This is a genomic window from Neobacillus sp. NPDC097160, from assembly GCF_044762155.1.
GTDB lineage: Bacteria > Bacillota > Bacilli > Bacillales > Cytobacillaceae > Neobacillus.
This window is the reverse complement of the sequence record NZ_JBIWDU010000010.1, coordinates 169,814-188,523: the sequence shown is the minus strand read 5'-3', so window position 1 is coordinate 188,523 and position 18,710 is coordinate 169,814. Positions and strand designations below refer to the sequence as shown.

Annotated in this window: 17 protein-coding genes and 1 other annotated feature; of the genes, 6 read left to right on the top strand and 11 right to left on the bottom strand. The window is 38.9% G+C overall.

All coding sequences use genetic code 11. The features are described 5' to 3' along the window. Positions 1-9: 9 nt before the first annotated feature. Positions 10-786: an SGNH/GDSL hydrolase family protein gene (locus tag ACIQXV_RS15965; RefSeq protein ID WP_402960199.1), complete on the bottom strand. Its 777-nt coding sequence runs from the start codon at positions 784-786 to the stop codon at positions 10-12. Between the two features lie 190 nt (positions 787-976). Then, on the bottom strand, positions 977-2,191 hold the full coding sequence (gene hmpA, locus ACIQXV_RS15960; protein WP_402960198.1) for an NO-inducible flavohemoprotein: 1,215 nt from the start codon (positions 2,189-2,191) through the stop codon (positions 977-979). 260 nt (positions 2,192-2,451) lie between these two features. Between hmpA and ACIQXV_RS15955 the strand changes: the two genes are divergently transcribed. Both ACIQXV_RS15955 and ACIQXV_RS15950 read left to right on the top strand, forming a co-directional pair. Further along, on the top strand, positions 2,452-3,300 hold the full coding sequence (locus tag ACIQXV_RS15955; RefSeq protein ID WP_402960197.1) for a DegV family protein: 849 nt from the start codon (positions 2,452-2,454) through the stop codon (positions 3,298-3,300). Between the two features lie 140 nt (positions 3,301-3,440). Continuing rightward, complete coding sequence (locus ACIQXV_RS15950; RefSeq protein ID WP_402960260.1) at positions 3,441-4,028, top strand: YdcF family protein; 588 nt, start codon at positions 3,441-3,443, stop codon at positions 4,026-4,028. 46 nt (positions 4,029-4,074) lie between these two features. Here ACIQXV_RS15950 and ACIQXV_RS15945 read toward each other — a convergent pair whose 3' ends face one another. Together ACIQXV_RS15945 and proS are read right to left on the bottom strand one after the other, a co-directional pair. Continuing rightward, positions 4,075-4,638 carry a GNAT family N-acetyltransferase gene (locus ACIQXV_RS15945; protein WP_402960196.1) on the bottom strand — a complete coding sequence of 188 codons (564 nt, stop codon included), beginning with the start codon at positions 4,636-4,638 and terminating at the stop codon, positions 4,075-4,077. Positions 4,639-4,937: 299 nt separating this feature from the next. Then, positions 4,938-6,368: a proline--tRNA ligase gene (gene proS, locus ACIQXV_RS15940; RefSeq protein ID WP_402960195.1), complete on the bottom strand. Its 1,431-nt coding sequence runs from the start codon at positions 6,366-6,368 to the stop codon at positions 4,938-4,940. 48 nt (positions 6,369-6,416) lie between these two features. Beyond that, positions 6,417-6,632, bottom strand: a binding site (T-box leader). A 136-nt stretch (positions 6,633-6,768) separates the two neighbouring features. Between proS and ACIQXV_RS15935 the strand changes: the two genes are divergently transcribed. Continuing rightward, positions 6,769-6,903 carry a hypothetical protein gene (locus ACIQXV_RS15935; protein WP_402960194.1) on the top strand — a complete coding sequence of 45 codons (135 nt, stop codon included), beginning with the start codon at positions 6,769-6,771 and terminating at the stop codon, positions 6,901-6,903. A gap of 137 nt (positions 6,904-7,040) precedes the next feature. After that, the gene (locus ACIQXV_RS15930) at positions 7,041-7,919 is read left to right on the top strand and encodes a cupredoxin domain-containing protein (RefSeq protein ID WP_402960193.1); all 879 of its coding nucleotides are present in this window, start codon (positions 7,041-7,043) and stop codon (positions 7,917-7,919) included. A gap of 119 nt (positions 7,920-8,038) precedes the next feature. Here ACIQXV_RS15930 and ACIQXV_RS15925 read toward each other — a convergent pair whose 3' ends face one another. From ACIQXV_RS15925 to ACIQXV_RS15895, 7 genes are all read right to left on the bottom strand, one after another. Continuing rightward, on the bottom strand, positions 8,039-9,157 hold the full coding sequence (locus ACIQXV_RS15925) for a cadherin-like beta sandwich domain-containing protein (RefSeq protein WP_402960192.1): 1,119 nt from the start codon (positions 9,155-9,157) through the stop codon (positions 8,039-8,041). A 96-nt stretch (positions 9,158-9,253) separates the two neighbouring features. Beyond that, positions 9,254-9,793, bottom strand: a complete 540-nt coding sequence (locus ACIQXV_RS15920) for a PepSY-associated TM helix domain-containing protein (protein WP_402960191.1) — start codon at positions 9,791-9,793, stop codon at positions 9,254-9,256. A 111-nt stretch (positions 9,794-9,904) separates the two neighbouring features. After that, positions 9,905-11,161, bottom strand: a complete 1,257-nt coding sequence (locus ACIQXV_RS15915; RefSeq protein ID WP_402960190.1) for a sensor histidine kinase — start codon at positions 11,159-11,161, stop codon at positions 9,905-9,907. A gap of 9 nt (positions 11,162-11,170) precedes the next feature. After that, the gene (locus ACIQXV_RS15910) at positions 11,171-11,842 is read right to left on the bottom strand and encodes a response regulator transcription factor (protein ID WP_402960189.1); all 672 of its coding nucleotides are present in this window, start codon (positions 11,840-11,842) and stop codon (positions 11,171-11,173) included. A gap of 97 nt (positions 11,843-11,939) precedes the next feature. Beyond that, positions 11,940-13,106: an ABC transporter permease gene (locus ACIQXV_RS15905; RefSeq protein ID WP_402960188.1), complete on the bottom strand. Its 1,167-nt coding sequence runs from the start codon at positions 13,104-13,106 to the stop codon at positions 11,940-11,942. After that, on the bottom strand, positions 13,084-13,794 hold the full coding sequence (locus ACIQXV_RS15900; RefSeq protein WP_402960187.1) for an ABC transporter ATP-binding protein: 711 nt from the start codon (positions 13,792-13,794) through the stop codon (positions 13,084-13,086). The genes ACIQXV_RS15905 and ACIQXV_RS15900 overlap by 23 nt, the downstream gene beginning before the upstream one ends. Next, on the bottom strand, positions 13,794-14,768 hold the full coding sequence (locus ACIQXV_RS15895) for an efflux RND transporter periplasmic adaptor subunit (protein ID WP_402960186.1): 975 nt from the start codon (positions 14,766-14,768) through the stop codon (positions 13,794-13,796). Before ACIQXV_RS15895 ends, ACIQXV_RS15900 begins: the two co-directional genes overlap by 1 nt. 186 nt (positions 14,769-14,954) lie before the next feature. Between ACIQXV_RS15895 and ACIQXV_RS15890 the strand changes: the two genes are divergently transcribed. Further along, complete coding sequence (locus tag ACIQXV_RS15890) at positions 14,955-15,416, top strand: MarR family winged helix-turn-helix transcriptional regulator (protein WP_402960185.1); 462 nt, start codon at positions 14,955-14,957, stop codon at positions 15,414-15,416. A gap of 3 nt (positions 15,417-15,419) precedes the next feature. Continuing rightward, complete coding sequence (locus ACIQXV_RS15885) at positions 15,420-18,557, top strand: MMPL family transporter (RefSeq protein WP_402960184.1); 3,138 nt, start codon at positions 15,420-15,422, stop codon at positions 18,555-18,557. Positions 18,558-18,710 lie beyond the last annotated feature (153 nt).

Here is an 18,710-nt window from a genome sequence, read left to right as displayed (position 1 = left end):
TAACACTCCCTACCAGGTAAGCAATGAGGCTACTCGTTCGGCAATTAAACGGTACCCTTTTGAATTTGGATGAAACTTGTCCGAGTACAGATAGTCGTTTACCTTCAACTCAAATAAGTCAAACGTTGGCACAAAGACGATTTTAGGATAAGCAGCACCTACTTCTGCACTGTCATAATTCCAATGGCGGACGACCTTGGACATCTCTTTTCCCTGATCTAACCCAATAAAGGGATTATACAAACCAATAAAGAAAACATTGGCTTCACTGTTGTTCTTACGAATTTGTTCAAAAATAAATTTAAGGTTATCAAGGTATTTTTTTTCGATTGTTGCAATGTCTTCTTTTTCAAAATCGATCAAGCCCTGACCCCCGCGAAACAAATCATTTCCGCCAATCGTCACCAAAACCATATCAGCTTTTTCAATTTGCCTGCCAACTTCGGTTTCCTGAACCTGTTTGCGAAGCTGGTCAGATCTTTGACCATTAATGCCCAGGTTGGTAAGCTGCACAGGGCGCTTTGTCTTCTCTTTTATTTCATCGATTAAGACCCCTACATAGCCTTTTCCTGTCTCATCACCAGTTCCTCTCGTTAACGAATCACCTAAAGCGACAATGGTTAACCCTTTTTTGCTCTCGACTTTCTTGCTAACGGTTTTTGTCTCCGGAACTTTCTCCGTGTTTCCGGCATAATACTCCCCTACTGCCCAACCAAGCCCGATCAGCCAGAGGAGGCAAAATAATACCGCTATGGCAGTAATCGAACGGATGACATTCTTATTCATGAAAAACATCCTTTCTGGCCTTTTCTCTTATTTAATCATAGTTAGGGTATGAATCAAACTTTCAGTGCGGCTTTTTCGAATGAAATCCTGAAAGATTCAATAAATCTTAACTTTTTCCAAAAATTTAACGGTTTCTTGTTCTTTTGTCAAAAAAAGCCGGCTTCCGATTGGAAACCAGCTTGTTCTTCTTCTATTCTTCTAAATTCCCTTTAGGGCCAAAGAATTCGAAGTGAATTCTTCCTTCATTAACGCCTAATTCTTTCAATGAACGGTTCATTGCTTTCATAAATGGAACCGGTCCGCAGAAATAAAAATCTGCTTCCTCGATGGAAACTTTGTCCTTCAACCACTTACGAGTTATATAACCTTCAACATCAAATCGATTGTTCATGCGATCTTCTTCAGTTGGTGAATCATAAAAAACAAATGAATTCACATGTTCAAGAGCTGCTAACTCTTCAACCTCGGCTCTCAATGCATGAACATTGCTATTTGCAGCTGCATGTATAAATGTAACGTTACGTCCAGGCTGGATGTCAACAACTGTTTTTAACATACTCATCATTGGTGTTAAACCAACACCGCCGCTTAGGAGGACAAGCGGAGTATTCTTTTCCGTATTAAGGACAAAATCACCCGCAGGCGTACTCACTTTAAGAATATCTCCTTCATTCACACGATCGTGCAAGTAATTGGACACCATTCCATCTGGGTTTGGTGTTCCCGCTTCACGTTTAACACTAATTCGGTAATAGTCTTTACCGGGAGCGTCTGAAAGACTGTATTGACGAATGTGGGTAAACTCCTCACCCTCAATTTCTAATTTTATACTAATATACTGGCCAGGGATGAAGCTTGCAATCCCATTGTGATCTTCCGGTTTTAAGTAGAAAGAAGTAATAACATCACTTTCAACCATTTTTCGGTCAACGATAAAGCCGCGGAAGCCGTCCCAGCCGCCTGCTTGTTGTGTTGCTTCATCATACATTTCCGCTTCTACACTAATAAAGGCATCGGCAATGACGTTATAGGCTTCAGCCCAGGCATTGATTATTTCGTCTGTTGCTGCATCGCCCAGTACATCCTTAATTGCTAGTAAGAGATGTTTTCCGACAATTGGATAATGTTCAGGTTTAATGCCAAGACTTCTATGTTTATGAGCAATTTGTTTCACTACAGGAAGAATGGCTTCAAGGTTGTCAATATACATTGCAGCAGCATATACCGTTCCTGCAAGTGCTTTTTGCTGTCTCCCCTGTTTTTGATTGGCATGGTTAAATATATTTAATAATTCAGGATGGTCCCCAAACATCAGTTGATAAAAGCGAGTTGTAATAGTTTCTCCGTGTTTTTCTAATACCGGTACAGTAGATTTAATGATTTCAATCGTTTTTTGATCTAACACTATGAACACTCCTTATATATGTTTTCACTATATCCATAGTGATTATATGTTTTTATTCACAGCGATTAAGTGATCTAAATCACACTTCGTTATATTTGAATAACTTAAACACGAAGTTTCACAAAGTGTTCACTTTTAAGCATGACAGATGTAACTAGTCATATAGTATTCATTTTTGTATTGTTGAGCCTAGGTAGGAAATTATTTGTTTTAAAATCATTTTATTATATTAAGATCACCACTAAAGGAAGATGATTTTGATGAACAAGGCAAAAATTGCATGGATTACAGACACAACGGCATCGCTCAGCAAGGAATTTATTGAGCAGCATCATATACATGTCATTCCGCTGCACGTTGTTATTAACGATCAATTCTATAAAGAAACAATCGATATTTCTGAACAAGAATTTTATGAACGAATGCAGAATGAAGAAGGGAAATTTCAATCATCCCAACCATCCATCAATGATTTTGTAGAGCTGTATACCAAGCTAAAGGGCGATTATGATTGTGGGATCGCCATTCATGCTTCCAGCCTATTGACTGGAACCTATCAATCTTCGGTTATGGCAGCCGGTATGGAAGATTTCAACTTGTTTGCGATTGATTCACAAACAGGCTCCTATCCACTCTCTTTTTTAATAAAAAAAGGCATTGAACTTGTAGAACAAGGACTTGATGCCGGTGAAGTGGCTGACCAATTAAATGCTTTACGTGAACACACTCGATTATATTTAGTCCCATCAAACCTTGACCAGCTTCACAAAAGTGGGCGGGTATCTGGTGGACAAAAAATATTAGCTTCTCTCTTTAATATCAAACCTATTTTAGCGATTGAAGAAGGAGCAGCAAAAATAAAGGACAAAGTCCGCACCGAAAAAAAGGCTTTTTTATTGCTGGTGAATAAATTAAAGGAAGACCTTGAAACAAAAACTGTTCGGAAAGTGGCCATTGTCCATGCGAATGATTTTAAAAAAGCTGCTGAGCTTGAAAAAGTAGTAAACGAAGCAATTCCAAATATAGAAACAGAAATATTGATGCTTATACCAGTTGCAGGCGTGCATACCGGCGTTGGAACACTTGGACTTTCATGGGTATGTGAATAAAGGAACTCTGTAAATAGTTAGAAGGTGTATGGTCAACCATGCACCTATTATTATGGAAAAATAAAATATTAAAAACTGTAATATTATGGTACTATCAAACTAATGACATTTAATAAAAATGGGGAAACATATTGGAAAAGATGAAAAATAAGAAAAGAATTGTATCCATATTTGGTTGTCTTGTGATTTTATGTCTAATCTATGTTGGGTTTTTGCAATTTAAAATCAATCAATATAGTCATTTGGAAGCACCTAAAAACGCTGATTATGTAATCGTGCTTGGTGCCAGAGTGAAAGGCAGCGTCCCATCACTGGCGTTTGCCAGCAGAATTACTGCTGCAGCGGTTTATTTAAAAGAGAACTCGCATACCATTGTTATTGCATCAGGGGGCAAAGGCTCTGGAGAAGATATTTCGGAAGCTGAGACCATTAAGAGAGAACTTGTTAAACAGGGAATTAGTGAAAATCGGATTATTTTAGAGGATCGTTCCACAGATACATATGAAAACATTGAGTTTTCGAAAAAGCTGATTCCTAGTGATGCAAAGATAGGTCTTGTGGTTACAAATAATTTTCATCTATACCGTGCCATCTCAATCGCCCGTGACCGGGGTTTAGATGTGCAAGGACTTCCGGCAAAGACCCCCTGGAAGGCGGTATTGAAATCCTATAGCCGAGAATATTTAGCAATTACGAAATTCTATTTGAAACGATATATACTAGATTAATTGAAAAACTCGACTCTTCAAATCAGCGGTCGAGTTTTTCATTTGATCATTCCTGTATTTTTGCAAAAATACATGTATCCCGCAGCTCTTTTGTGTCAGCCGCAATTCCTTCATTTTTCAAGATACCTTCTAGGGTAAAACCTAATTTTTCGGGAATAGCACGGCTTCTTATATTTTTTGAGTCACAACGAATCTCGACTCGTTTTGCTTTCAAAATGGTAAAAGCAAAATTAGCAATCGCCTCTGTTGCTTCAGTTATGTACCCCTTCCCACTAAATCGGGTATCAATCCAATAACCGATTTCAAATTTTGGTATATCCCAGTTGATTCTATGTAGACCGGATGATGCGATGAATTCGCCTGTTTCTTTATGAAAGATATGGAGCCGTAAGTCCTCTCGGGTTAAAAACTTCGCATGTGCCTCCCGCATGTTTACCTCCACATCCTGCTCTGTTTGCTCTCTATGTGCCCAAGGCATCCACGGTTTCAGTTCATTTAATGAGGCTTGAATTGCTTGGTACACCGCTTTTCCGTCGCCAGGCATTGGCTTTCGAATCGTAAGTCTATCCGTGAAAAATTCTTCTGGAAAATCCATTAGTATTGGTTTCATTTTTGTTCCCCCTATCTGACTATTTACTATTCGCTAGAATCAGTGGAATTCCCTTTTTCAAAAGGAGAAAATTATGCTGAAAATTGGATTCGCTTTTATAAATGAAAAATATCGTGAAAATGAAATTCGCTCATTGAATGGTGAAATTCGCTCATAGAACGACTATATTCGCTCATAGAACACCAAAATTCGCTCATAGGAATCATTTATACTTCATAAAGGGCTATTTAAGATTTTAAGATAGCTTTTTTCGAAAAAAAGACTCTCCCATAACGGAAGAGCCTTTCATTTTGCCATTTTTAGTATGCTTTTGCCCAATAAACCATCTGTTTTGCATCTTTTCCGCAGCAAACGCACGTTTCAGCCAGCTGTTCTTGTTCAAATGGGATACATCGTGATGTTGCTCCTGCTTCTTCCTTGATCTTTTCCTCACAGGCCAATTCACCGCACCACATCGCTTTGATGAAACCTGGTTTTGCTTCAAGCGATTCCTTTAATTCAGGAAGGGTTAAGGCAACCGTAGTTCTCTCTTCACGATGCTTCAGTGCTTTGTTATATAAATTGGCTTGAACGTCATCAAGTAATTCAACAAGCTTGGTTTCTAACTCATCCAACGGAACAATTACTTTCTCTAACGTATCCCGTCTTACTAAAACAACCTGCTTATTTTCAATGTCCTTTGGCCCTACTTCAAGACGAACTGGAATCCCCTTCATTTCGTACTCATTAAATTTCCAGCCTGGCTTTTTATCGCTTGCATCGATATCCACACGGGCAACCTGACCAAGTGACTTTTTCAACTCATAAGCAAAATCTAGAACGCCTTCTTTATGCTGCGCAATTGGTACAATCATGACTTGCGTTGGTGCAGCTTTTGGTGGAATGACAAGTCCGCGGTCATCGCCATGGACCATGATCAAAGCACCGATAATTCTTGTTGTGAAGCCCCATGATGTTTGATGGACGTATTGCAGCTTTCCTTCTTTGTCAGTGTATTGAATACCGAATGCTTCTGCAAATCCTGTACCAAAATGGTGTGAAGTACCTGATTGCAGTGCTTTTCCATCATGCATTAAGCTTTCAATCGTGAAGGTGGCCTTTGCACCGGCAAATTTTTCCTTGTCCGTCTTTTGCCCTTTTACAACTGGGATCGCCAGAATCGTTTCACAAAGTTCCGCATAAACATTCAGCATTTTAATCGTTTCTTCCATCGCGTCTTCATCAGTCGCATGGGCTGTATGTCCTTCCTGCCATAAAAACTCTAAAGTACGAAGGAATGGACGGGTTGTTTTTTCCCAGCGGACAACATTTGCCCATTGGTTATATAATTTTGGTAAATCACGCCAAGAATGAATGATATTGCTGTAATGCTCACAAAACAGAACTTCTGATGTTGGGCGAACAACCAATCGCTCAGCTAATGGTTCAGATCCGCCATGGGTTACCCATGCCACTTCAGGTGCAAAGCCTTCGACATGGTCCTTCTCTTTTTGGAGCAGGCTTTCTGGAATAAATAGAGGCATATAAACATTTTCATGCCCTGTTTCCTTAATACGGCGGTCTAATTCATTTTTAATATTATCCCAAAGCGCATAGCCATATGGTCGAATGATCATCGAACCGCGAACGCTTGAATAGTCAATTAAATCTGCTTTCGTCACAACATCTGTATACCACTGGGCGAAATCCTCGTCCATACTGGTTACATCTTTTACAAATTCCTTTGCCATTTTTGACACCTCATTAATTTTTTTAAATACAAAAAGACCTTGATCCTAAAAAGGGACCAAGGCCTGGCGGTACCACCCTAAATTCATAAAGCAAAATGCTTTATACTCTTTCCATGGTAACGGAGTTTATCCGCATGTATCTTCAAAACATCCGATACAGAACTCAGAGGCAGGTTCAAATGACTGTCCTAAGAAACCTCGCACCATCGGTTTCCTCTCTTGGTAAGATCACTTCATTTTACTAATCCCCATCATAGTTTCAATAGTATTTTTCCAAAATTATATCTGTCCAGCTTGCAAATGTCAATTCCTATGGTGGAATATTTTTCTTTCGTGCTACTTTAAGCAAATGAATGAATGGGTTAAAATGCATTTAGTTAGAACTAGTGGGGGGATTTGCGTGAAAACGGAAGACAAAGATGATCTTGAACTAGAGGAAGAAGAAAAAGAATTTTTGCTTGAATACATTCGGATGCAAAATGAGGCCCTCAAACGCATTTTTAAAAATACAGTTGATAAAGAAAAAGAAAAATAATTTGCCCCAATCCTCCACCTTCTTAATCATTATTCATAAAACGTTCATATTGCTTATACCTTCAAGGTCGTATTTTGCATTTATAATACTCTTATGTTGTTTATTTCTATAGGCCACCACATAAGAGGAGACGGAACATGATAATTTTTTCGATTATTTCAGCAGTGTTTGTAGCCGTTGGTACCGGCTATTCTATTTACCTTGAATACCGCAATAAAAACAAACTAAATAACACTCCGGGAATTATGATCAGTATGGTTATTGCCGTGATAACTGGCTTGCTCTCCGGAAGTATCATCGGTATCGTTTCAGGTGAGACGTTCCTTGTTGTTGGTGTCAGCATGATTATTGGATTCGTTGTGGGTTTCTTAGCCGGGCATCCAATCGGGATATTAGCCATTCTTATGGGTTCCATCTCCGGCTTATTGGGTGGAATTAATGGCGCCATTCTTGGTGTTTTTCTGCAATTCATTAACCCTACGATTTTGCTTGGTATTTTATTAGGTTTTTATATTGTTATCATCACGTTTGTGATTGTCTATATTCATGTTGCCTCTAATCACAAATTTTCGATTAATACTGAAGAACTCTCTCCTTTTGCGATTATCGCAGGTGGAGTTGTGCTCGTTTCATTATTTTTGTTTATGTATGGCAGCGATATGGTAAAAATCCCTGGGAAAAATGAACCTGCACAAGCGACGAGCAATCATGATCCAGCCAAAACAGAAGTTGATGTAACTAAAGAAAGCGCTCCTAAAGTTAAGATGCTTGTAACGGAAAAAGGGTACTCACCAAACGTAATTCGGGTGAAAAAAGGTGTACCGGTGGAACTTGAAATTGAAAATCCGCTTGAAAATAATAGCTGTTTATCCACCTTTATGATTCCTGATTTTAATGTGAACAATATTAATCTCAAAACCGGGATAACAAACCTAAGTTTTACCCCTGACAAAGCTGGCGAATACACCTTCAGCTGCGGGATGAAAATGTTTAAAGGCACAATCATTGTTGAGTAAAAAAATGGCAAACCTATTGCACATTAGGTTTGCCATTTTATTATGATCCACATTCGCTTTAATTGAGACGAATTAAACCTGTATGTTTTTCCAACATGAATACTTATGCCTTCATCCAGTTATTCCACTCTATCAAAAACAAGTACATATGTTTTATGGTCACCATCATCATAGGTTACTACAATGGGAATAATCGTTTTATTATCGTCTTCAAGCTGAATTGTTTTGCTGCTGCCGCCGTTAATCATTATATTAGATGTTCCGTAGCTTGGGGATGGGTTAAGGGTGATCGTTTTTACATCCTTTGGAACTGCTACATGGTAGGTAAATTTATTTTTGCTAAAAGGACTTCCCCATGTACCGTTGGAAACTGTTAGGGAAGCAAGTGTTGCCTTACTTGTTTTTTGCTCTAGTGCTGAGTTTTGCTGCATACCAGTTGGCAGGGAAGAACTATTACTGTTTTTCTGCGATGAATTGTTATTCGGTAAAAAATTATTATTCTTTGATGAATTGTTGGGTGTCGAACTAGTAGCTGCTGCTTTGGTAACTTGTAATGTATAAGTTCTTTTATCACCATTTTCAGCTGTAACGGCAATGATTATGTCTATTTTTCCATCCGGGAGTTTTACGGAAACACCTGCCCCCTTTACTAAAGTTTCATTCACTTCGATTGTTGCTGTATTTTCTGATGATGTAGGAGTAATTACAATTGTATTAACATCATTTGTTACTTGAACAGTATAATCAGTTATTGCAGAAGAAAATGCAGGTGAGAGTGCCCCCGCAGAAAGATTAATATTTTGCAATAGATTATTTGCACTTTGTTGTCTTGTAATCGTTAAGGTATAAGTATTTGCTGTTTGGCTGCCATCACTCACCGTGATTAAAAAGGTATTTGTTCCGGTTTGCAGTGAAAAAGTTTCTTCTTTTCCACTAGTAACTGTTTGACCATTAATTAAAATAGACGATGCTGGATTACTACCTTCTATAAGTAACTTAAACGTTTGAACATCATTTTCAACTGTCGCTGAGTATACCTTTACATCTGACGAAAAGGGCTGGTCCAGCTTAATCCCGGTAATTTCTAAGTTAGCAAGAGTGTTTGTCTTTGGGGTTTCCTGATTTACATTGGGAATACCTTCAGCATATGCAGTCGAAATGTATGGCCCAGACACCATCCCGAGCATTGATACAGCTAGTATTAGATTTATTCCTTTTTTTTGCACCTTACGTTTCATTACCAGTCCTCCAGTATACTATCATAATAAAATAGTGAAATTCGGACTAACTTTACCATTTAATGCTTAAGATACCTCAATTTTCAAGTCCGTTTGTTAAGAAATGTCTATGTTATCATCATGCTGCTTCTTTCTTTTTCTCTCGGCACCGAGGACTTTTATCGATAAATAAATGCCTGTTCCCGTTAAGAACATCATTGCAAGGGCAACAAGGTCTAATAACCATTTGATATTAGTAGTTCCAATCCTTCCTTCATGAAGCCCGCGGATTATACTAAGAGCAGATCCTTGTCCCATTCCTTCTCTTCTAAACCCCGCCGGGAAATTTCCATTTACGCCAATGTCACGACGGCCTTGGAATTGACCATTTTCATTTCCATTTCCCCCTCGTTGCCACTGTGATTGTCCTTGATCCGTAGATTGTCCATCTGATTGCCCATTGCTTTGACCAACATTATCATTCCCCTGAAAGCCTTGAGGAAATTGGCCCGGCTGAAAATTTCCTCTTCCAATTTCCGTTTGTGATTGTCCGATTAACCACGGTTCATTCAATAGTAATCCACTAAATGCCTCAATAAAAATGAATACCGATGCAATTAAGCCTATCCATAAATGTGCCCTTCTTGTCTTTTTCATCACATTAATCTCCCTTCCACTATTCATACTGCACGAAAATGTGCTTGTACCAATTGATAAACATATTATGAAGGGCAATCCTTAAGATTTTCTTAAAAAAAAGCCCAAAACTTAACTTCTTTGGGCCTTAGGAAAAATAATCTCAATTGAAGTCCCCATGCCAAGGGTACTTTGAACTTTCGTTTTACCGTAATGTTTCTCAATAATCCATTTAGCGATTGATAATCCTAGTCCGGTTCCTTCTGCGGCGGTCCTTGTCTTATCACTTTGATAAAAACGATTAAAGATTTTCGGGATATCCTTTTCAGGAATACCAATCCCGTTATCCTTGACCTGTAAGAAAAGCGAAGTGTGACTTTGCCTGCACGAAAGCAATATCTCTCCGCCTTCATGTGTATACTTCATGGCATTATCCAATAAAATAACGATTAGCTGATGTATTCTCTCTTTATCGGCAAAAAAATGAACAGATTCAGCAGCTTCAAGGCTTAGTGACTTTTCTTGATAAATAGCAATTTCATCATATTGCTGTATAATTTCCCTTAAAAGCTCGTCTAATAAAAAATCAGACTTTTTCATTTCAATTTGATCGGAATCCGATCTGGCAAGCGTCAATAAATTTGTAACCAGCTTGGACAATCGTCTTGATTCATTGGAAATCGTCGAAATATCGAGAATTTTTTCTTGTATCGTCGCTGCCGGGGATCGAAAGAGTATATCTGTTTTTGCTTGAATAACAGCTAATGGCGTTCTTAGTTCGTGTGAGGCGTCTGAAACAAACTCCTGCTGCTTTTGCCAGGCGTTTTTTATCGGGACTAAAGCCCTTCCCGCCAAGAAAAAACCAGAAAAAACTGCACATATCATCCCTAGGCCGCACCCAAGTAGAATAATTAACAAAAGTCTGTCTAATAATTCCTTTTCAGAATTAACATTTCGAATGGATTGAACCGTTATTTCTCCCACTTGTGGAAGGTTAATTTGAAAGGCAATATAGCGAAATGAGAAATCTTCCACTTTAACATCCTGTAATGTGTCCAGTTTCTTAGGTTGAATGAGTTTTTGATTTTTCGTAAATAGATCAAAATCACGATTTTGTTCTGCTAGAAGCTGATTTTGCCCATCCCAGATTAGTGTCATAATTCTTGGGTCTTTTCGGACAAACCTAGGTCCCGGTCCACCGGCAAGACCCCCTTGTCTTTGCTGACCTTGGTTTTTAAAAAAATCAACCGACTCCATTAACGATTGGTTTACATCCTTATAAAGCCTATTTTCAGTATAAAAATAAATAGTACTTCCAAGAATGCTAATTAAGATAATAAAAACTAATGAATTTAACAACGTTAACCGGATATGTGTTTGACGAAACATGATTGTCACCTATTCTTCGTTAAGCATGTAGCCGACTCCACGGATGGTTTTAATATCAGCATGATAACCAAACGGCTCTAATTTTTTTCGGAGATGGTGCATAAACACTTCAACAATAGCAATAGTCGTATCAGAATCAAATCCCCAAACACGGTCATATATTTGTTCTTTTGTTAGTATGGCTCCTTTGTTTTGAATCATAAATTCCAGAAGTTCGTATTGCTTAGATGTTAATTTGACAGAATGACCATTAGCAAGAATGTCCCTTTCCTTCCCCAAAAGTTCAATCCCGCGATATTGTATGGTTTGATGTGTCGTAAGGCTGCCGCTGCGCCTTAATAATGCGCGAATTCTTGCCTTTAATTCCGCTGCTTGAAACGGTTTAACTAAATAGTCATCACCGCCATAATCTAATCCCTTTACCCGATCCTCCAAGGAATCCCTAGCTGTCAAGAAGAGCACAGGTGTTTTAAAACCCTTTTTCCGAATTTCCTTCAGCACCTCGAAGCCATCAATATCCGGAATCATCACATCAAGCACAATGGCATCATGAATATTTTGCATTGCTAAAAATAATGCATCTTCCCCATTCGATGCCTGATCTACTTCGAATTCGTCTGATAAAAGCTGAACAATTGACTCTAATAAAGGAATATTATCTTCTACCACTAATAAGCGCATATCAAACTCTCCAATTATTTATTGATTTTTCTATCATTCATTATATAGCATATAAAGCGGACGCAACATATTTGTGTCCGCTTTTTACCTTTTACTGTTATTCATAACGAAGCGCTTGGATTGGATTTAACTTTGATGCCTTATTTGCTGGGAATACACCAAATACCACTCCGACAGCCAATGAAAATAAGAAAGACGAAAACATAATGGAGGATGTGAATGAGACAGTTAAATTTAATAGTGCTGATAATAGTTTCCCCAATCCTACTCCTGTTAGAATCCCTATTAGTCCACCGACTCCACTTAATACCACAGCTTCGATAAGGAATTGGAGAAGGACATCCCGCCTTTTAGCTCCAATCGCTTTACGAATCCCTATTTCTTTTGTTCTTTCTGAAACAGATACCAGCATGATATTCATTATTCCAATTCCACCTACAAGCAATGAAATACTGGCAATACCGCCTAACATCATCGTCATTGTATCATTGACAGAGCTCATCGTATCCATTAGATCCTGCTGGTTCGTTACACTATATGAATCACTTTTGTTAGGAAATAATGAGGCCATTTTCATTTCAACCTCGTTCATCACAAAACCCATTTGATCTTCACTTGTTCCTTGTAAATAAACCTGATTGATCGTCGTACTCTTAACCAAGCGTTGTCCCGTACTTAAAGGAACGATTATGACATTATCACCGCTTTGGCCCAAAGAACTTCCCTTAGAGACCAGAACGCCAACAACTTTGAAGGACGTTCCGTCAATTTGAAGATATTGACCGACCGGGTTTTCCGTTCCAAAAAAAGAGGAAGCTGTATCCGAACCAATGACTGCAATCTTCTGTCGATATTCAATATCTAAGTCGGTAATGAATCGGCCTTGGCTAACCTTTGCATCACGAACAGTTGAATAGGCAGCATTTGTTCCAGTTAAGGAAACCTGTGAAGTAGTTCTATCCTTTTTCACATTTACACGCCCCTGCACGACAGGTGCCACCGCTTTTACCCCGTTTAATTTACTTAACTCATCAATTTTATCTTCCGTTAAGGCAACATCTGTTCCGAAGGAATTAATAGTTAATAGGTTTGTACCTAATTGATTAATTTGACTTGTTACATTTTGAGCAGACCCTTGTGCAATTGAGACGAGAATGATCACTGAGGACACCCCAATAATCATCCCCAGCATTGTTAATGCCGATCTAAGTTTATTTCCTTTAATACTCCGGAGTGCCATCTTAATAGATTGCAATATTCCCAATTAGTTCACCCCCGCTCTCTTGCAGCTGCCCATCCTGAATACTGACCATTCTTTTTGCTTGTTTAGCAATCATTAAATCATGTGTTATTAAAATAATCGTATGGCCTAACTCGTTTAATTCTTTTATTAAATATAATATCTCCTGACTCGTCTTGCTGTCTAAGGCTCCAGTCGGTTCATCCGCTAGTAGAATCGAAGGATTGCCTGCAAGGGCTCTTGCAATGGCAACCCGTTGTTGCTGCCCCCCCGAAAGCTGGGTTGGCAAATGTCCTGCACGCTCTCTTAATCCAACCTTCTCCAGACTCTCTAAGGATTTTTCACGTCGTTCTTTTGCAGGTATACCCGCATATAGCAAGGGAAGTTCCACATTCTCCAAAGCTGATAATTTGGTTAACAGATTAAAATTTTGAAAAATAAAGCCTATTTTTTGATTTCGAATTACCGCTAGCTGATTATCATTCATTTTTCCAATATCTTTACCATCCAGTAAATAAGTTCCGGATTCTGGCAGATCCAGGCAGCCAATCATATTCATCAAGGTCGACTTCCCTGAACCGGAAGGACCGATAATGGCTAAAAATTCACCTTTTTCAATTTCAATGGATACATCATTTAACGCATGGACAGTCTCACCGCCAAGTTTATAGGTTTTCATCAGATTACTAATTTGAATAATAGGTTTACCCATTAATTTCCGCTCCTTCCGCCAAATTGTGCTCGTCCACCCCCACTGCGGTTCATTTCTCCCATGTTACCAAAACCGCCCATTCCACCTCCAAAGCCTCCTTGCATCGTTCTCATTTGATTACCGGAGGAGCTTCCAGTTGCTAATTGTGGTAATTGAACAGTGTCGCCTTCAGAAAGCCCATCAGTTATTTCAACAAAATCTTCATTCGCTAAACCCGTTTTTACTGTTGTTTGCGCTTTTCCTGAATTCGCTTTGTCTGTACCCGCTGAAGCAATGAAGACATATTTTTCACCATTGACTGTATGAACCGCATCCAGTGGTACATAAAGAATATTTTCCTTACTAGCAGTTAGAATGCTTGCTTCAGTGCTCATCCCTACCTTAAGATTATCTGGTTTGTCGATATGGATGGTGACATCAAAATTGGATACGCCATTTGTTGCTGCTCCCTCTTCCGCAACTGTTGTTACTGTTCCAGTGAAAGTTTGGTCAGGATACGCATTTACTTTTAAGGTTACAGTTTGATCTTTTGCGATTTTTGGAATATCAAGTTCATCAATTTGTACTACGGTTTGTAAGTCCTTGTAGTTCGTTAAATGGGCAACAGCTTGTCCATTATTTACACGTTCTCCGTTTTGAACCGCTATTGTGGTGATCACCCCATCTGCTGGTGCGATAATGGGGTCACTGCCATCTACATATGTCATTAAGATTGCTCCTTTTTTAACTTCCTCACCAGCTGAAACGAGCACTTCATCTATTTCATTGTTATCAATTGTCGATTTAATATCCTCGCTCGTAACCGGCTGTACCGTACCCGAACCGCTTATCTTGACATCTAATTTTCCCTTTTGAACTACTGCTGTTCTTTCTTGTGCCGTCGCGGTTTGTGGACTTGCTTTTGCCGAAACCCATTGGTATCCAACAAATCCCACAATTAGGACGCACACTGCAATTAAAATCCATTTTTTCATCGATTCATACTCCTTTTCTAATCCTGGGCAAACACCAGAATGCTTTTTATTTGGAATAAGCCTATTATCATATCCGTTTCTTAACTTTTCCTTAAAGGAAAATATTGACGTGAAATTCCATATGTAATATAGTTAAACACGTTAATAGTTAAATAGTTTAACTAATTTTGTGAGGTGCCAAAAATCATGAATAACCATATTATTCAAGAGGTAATAGACCGCTATGTAACCACTTCTTTTCAAGTACATAAAAAGGCGGAATCATTAATCAAAGGGCAAATTGGCGACGAATTAACCAATGACCAGCACTACATATTAAGATACATTTCTCAGTCTAGGGAATGTACTTCCACTGAATTGGCTGATGCATTTGAAGTGAATAAAAGTGCGATAACAGCCATTATCAATCGAATGGCCGATAGAGGACTCATTCAAAGAACCCGCGATGAAAATGACAGGAGAGTAGTCTATTTAACCTTAACGGAAGCAGGAAATACACTTTATCAAAATTGCCAAGAAAAAATTCGATTACTCGTTGAATCAATCATTACGCAATTTGAAGAATCTGAAATTATTAATTTTATTAATACGTATGAAAAATTAGCGCTAATCTTAGACAACAAGAAAAAAGAAGAACTGGGGGAGTAAAATGTGAGAGCAATCATTAAAGGAAAGTGGTTCATCTTAATCGCCTGGATCGCTGTTATCACTGCTCTTTTTATGTTGGCGCCAAATATGGAAGGACTTGTTCGGGAAAAAGGGCAAATTGCCGTTCCGGAAGGCTATTCATCCACCATTGCCGAAAAAATTCTCAAAGATGTTCAATCAAGTGAAAATAAAGGCAGTCAATTACAAACAGCCCTAGTCTTCCATAGTGATAAAAAGTTAACAAAGGATGATTTTTCGAATGCGGAAAAAGCTGTTAACCAGCTTGATAAGAGTAAAAAGAAACTTGGTATCCCTGAAATCCTTACTCATTTTAATAAGGATGAATTAAAGGATCAGCTAGTTTCAAAAGATGGAAAAACCATTCTTGTCTCTCTTAAAGTAACAGCAAATGGTCGGGAAGCAAAAGAAATTGCCGAAGAGTTGTATCATGCGATAGATAATGTGAAGCTCGATCATTATTATACTGGGAGCTGGGTCATTGGTGATGATCTTGTTACCAATTCCCAGGAAGGCTTGAAAAAAACTGAAGGGATTACCGTCGGATTTATTTTAATTGTACTCCTTCTTGTGTTCAGATCCGCTGTGGCACCAATTATTCCACTTGTAACAGTGGGCTTCAGTTATCTGACAGCACAATCGATTGTCGGGTTATTAGTTGATAACGTTAACTTCCCCTTATCAACCTTTACCCAGATCTTCCTAGTCGCGGTTCTTTTCGGGATTGGAACGGACTATTGTATTTTACTTCTTAGCCGTTTTAAAGAGGAACTGTCAAGTGGTGAAGATGTAACAGAAGCGATTATTGCCACCTACCGTACTGCCGGAAAAACAGTTATTTTTAGCGGTATAGCGGTTTTAATTGGATTTGCGTCGATCGGTTTTTCCACCTTTCAGCTTTACAAATCTGCTTCAGCCGTTGCAGTTGGTGTTGCGATTTTGTTACTTGCACTCTTCACCGTGGTTCCTTTTTTTATGGCAGTCCTTGGAAGAAAACTATTTTGGCCATCCAAAGGCAAACTTGAACATGGTGACAGTAAAATATGGGGCATAATGGGTAAATTCGCCTTAAAGCGCCCGTTAATTGCCTTTATCCTTGTTGCCATCGTTTCTGTTCCATTCTTATTTACATATAAGGATCAACTGTCGTTTAACTCGCTCGAAGAAATCAGCGATGAATATCCGTCGATAAAAGGGTTCAATATCATTTCTGATTCATTTGGTCCCGGTGAATCGATGCCAACACAAATTGTAATTAAAAACGACGATAAAATGAACACATCTGATTATATTACCTTGACGGAAAAAATTAGCCAGGAGCTTCAAAAGGTAAATAATGTTGACACAGTTCGTTCGGTGACACGTCCAACCGGCACAACCATTGATGATTTTTATCTGTCGAAACAAGTAGCAAGCCTTGGTGACGGTCTTGGTCAAGGGAATGACGGGATTAAGAAAATCAGCGACGGTCTTTCTGAAGCCGGCACCCAAATGGCGGCGAATCAGCCGAAGATGAAAGAAGCAACGGACGGACTCAATACTTTAATAACCGGTACGGCCGCCATCCAAAGCAACATGGGAAAACTTCAAAGTGGACTATCGGATATTGATAAAGGACTGAAAGGCAGCTCTATGGGTTCAACTGAGATTCGAAAACATTTAGAAGAGATGAAATCTGGGATTGAAGAACTTTTAGCTGGAAGCAAAAAGTTGCTTCCCGTCTATAGTGGAATCGATACTGGTTTAACTGAGCTCAGTAAAAATTACGATGTAACTGCGGCTGGTTTAGTTTCTTTAAACCAAGCCCTACAATCAACCTATCATTATTTTACGAATCTTGAACAAGATTACAGTGACATACAAGGAAATCAAAACTACCAGGCTATTAAAGGAACCGTTCAGGTCTCCCAGGAAAAGCTAGAACAAATGTCTTCCGGACTGGAGATCTTAAATAGTAAATTAAAAGGTGCCCAGAATGGAATAAATCAGGCAAATAGTCACTTTGCTTTATTAGTACCGGGCCAGCAGGAACTTGTTTCCGGACTTGAAAAGCTTTTGCCGAAATTCAAAGAAATGGAAGACGGGCTTTATCAAATGCAGGCTGGCCAACACGCTGCAGTAAATGGCATGCCTCAACTTTCAGGCGGATTAAATGATGTGAAGAACGGACAGCAGCAATTCTTAACCGGATTTCAGGATATAAGCGGTCAAATCACGCAGCTTTCAGACGGCTTAGCTCAAAGTGCTGATGGCTTAAATCAAGTATCCGATGGTCTCAACTCGGCACAAAATTATCTTAAAGATGTATCAAAGCAGAAACAGAACGGTTTTTATATTCCACAGGACGTGCTAGACAGTAAGGATTTCGAGCAGGCTCTCAATGCCTATATGTCGAAGGATCGTAAAGTCATGACGATTGATGTGGTCTTTACTAAAAATCCATATTCCAATGAAGCCATTAACCGGATTCCAGAAATTAAACAGGCGGTAAAACGAGCAGTTAAGGATACTAAGCTTGAAAATGCAACAGTGGCTGTTGGCGGTGTATCAAGTATGCATAATGACCTTGACACCATTTCTAAAGCTGATTATTCACGAACAGTTGTCTTAATGCTGGCAGGTATTACGATTATTCTCATCATTTTACTTCGCTCGCTAATTATGCCGCTCTATCTAATTGGTTCCTTAATCCTAACCTACTATACTGCAATGTCCATTTCTGAGGCCATTTTTGTTCATTTGTTAGGATACACAGGGATCAGCTGGGCCGTTCCATTCTTTGCGTTTGTGATCTTGGTAGCACTTGGTATCGACTATAGCATTTTCTTAATGGATCGTTTTAACGAATACCGGAATATGCCGGTACAACAAGCAATCTTATTATCTATGAAAAAGATGGGTACAGTAATTATTTCGGCTGCCGTTATCTTAGGTGGCACATTTGCTGCGATGATGCCTTCCGGCGTTTTATCCTTGCTGCAAATTGCTACGATTCTCCTAATTGGGTTAGCCTTGTACGCACTTTTCGTCCTTCCATTGTTTGTACCAGTCATGGTAAAAACATTTGGCGAAGCCAACTGGTGGCCATTTAGAAAAAATAATGATATCCATCATACAGGCTGATACTTGCCAAATAAGGCTTAAGGGGGGTAACTTTTATAAGTTAGTCCCTTTTCCTTTTTACTTTAAATAATATGAAACTTTTCGTCCCTTTAACTCGTACATTTTAAGTGTGAACAAAATGCCCAAGGTTATTTTTTAGCTAGAAGTTTTTCC

Coding starts and splice junctions, on each gene's coding strand:
- ACIQXV_RS15965 (WP_402960199.1), bottom strand. CDS start 786: ATGAATAAGAATGTCATCCGTTCGATTACTGCCATAGCGGTATTATTT.
- ACIQXV_RS15955 (WP_402960197.1), top strand. CDS start 2,452: ATGAACAAGGCAAAAATTGCATGGATTACAGACACAACGGCATCGCTC.
- ACIQXV_RS15950 (WP_402960260.1), top strand. CDS start 3,441: ATGAAAAATAAGAAAAGAATTGTATCCATATTTGGTTGTCTTGTGATT.
- ACIQXV_RS15945 (WP_402960196.1), bottom strand. CDS start 4,638: ATGAAACCAATACTAATGGATTTTCCAGAAGAATTTTTCACGGATAGA.
- proS (WP_402960195.1), bottom strand. CDS start 6,368: ATGGCAAAGGAATTTGTAAAAGATGTAACCAGTATGGACGAGGATTTC.
- ACIQXV_RS15930 (WP_402960193.1), top strand. CDS start 7,041: ATGATAATTTTTTCGATTATTTCAGCAGTGTTTGTAGCCGTTGGTACC.
- ACIQXV_RS15925 (WP_402960192.1), bottom strand. CDS start 9,157: ATGAAACGTAAGGTGCAAAAAAAAGGAATAAATCTAATACTAGCTGTA.
- ACIQXV_RS15920 (WP_402960191.1), bottom strand. CDS start 9,793: ATGAAAAAGACAAGAAGGGCACATTTATGGATAGGCTTAATTGCATCG.
- ACIQXV_RS15915 (WP_402960190.1), bottom strand. CDS start 11,161: ATGTTTCGTCAAACACATATCCGGTTAACGTTGTTAAATTCATTAGTT.
- ACIQXV_RS15910 (WP_402960189.1), bottom strand. CDS start 11,842: ATGCGCTTATTAGTGGTAGAAGATAATATTCCTTTATTAGAGTCAATT.
- ACIQXV_RS15900 (WP_402960187.1), bottom strand. CDS start 13,794: ATGGGTAAACCTATTATTCAAATTAGTAATCTGATGAAAACCTATAAA.
- ACIQXV_RS15895 (WP_402960186.1), bottom strand. CDS start 14,768: ATGAAAAAATGGATTTTAATTGCAGTGTGCGTCCTAATTGTGGGATTT.
- ACIQXV_RS15890 (WP_402960185.1), top strand. CDS start 14,955: ATGAATAACCATATTATTCAAGAGGTAATAGACCGCTATGTAACCACT.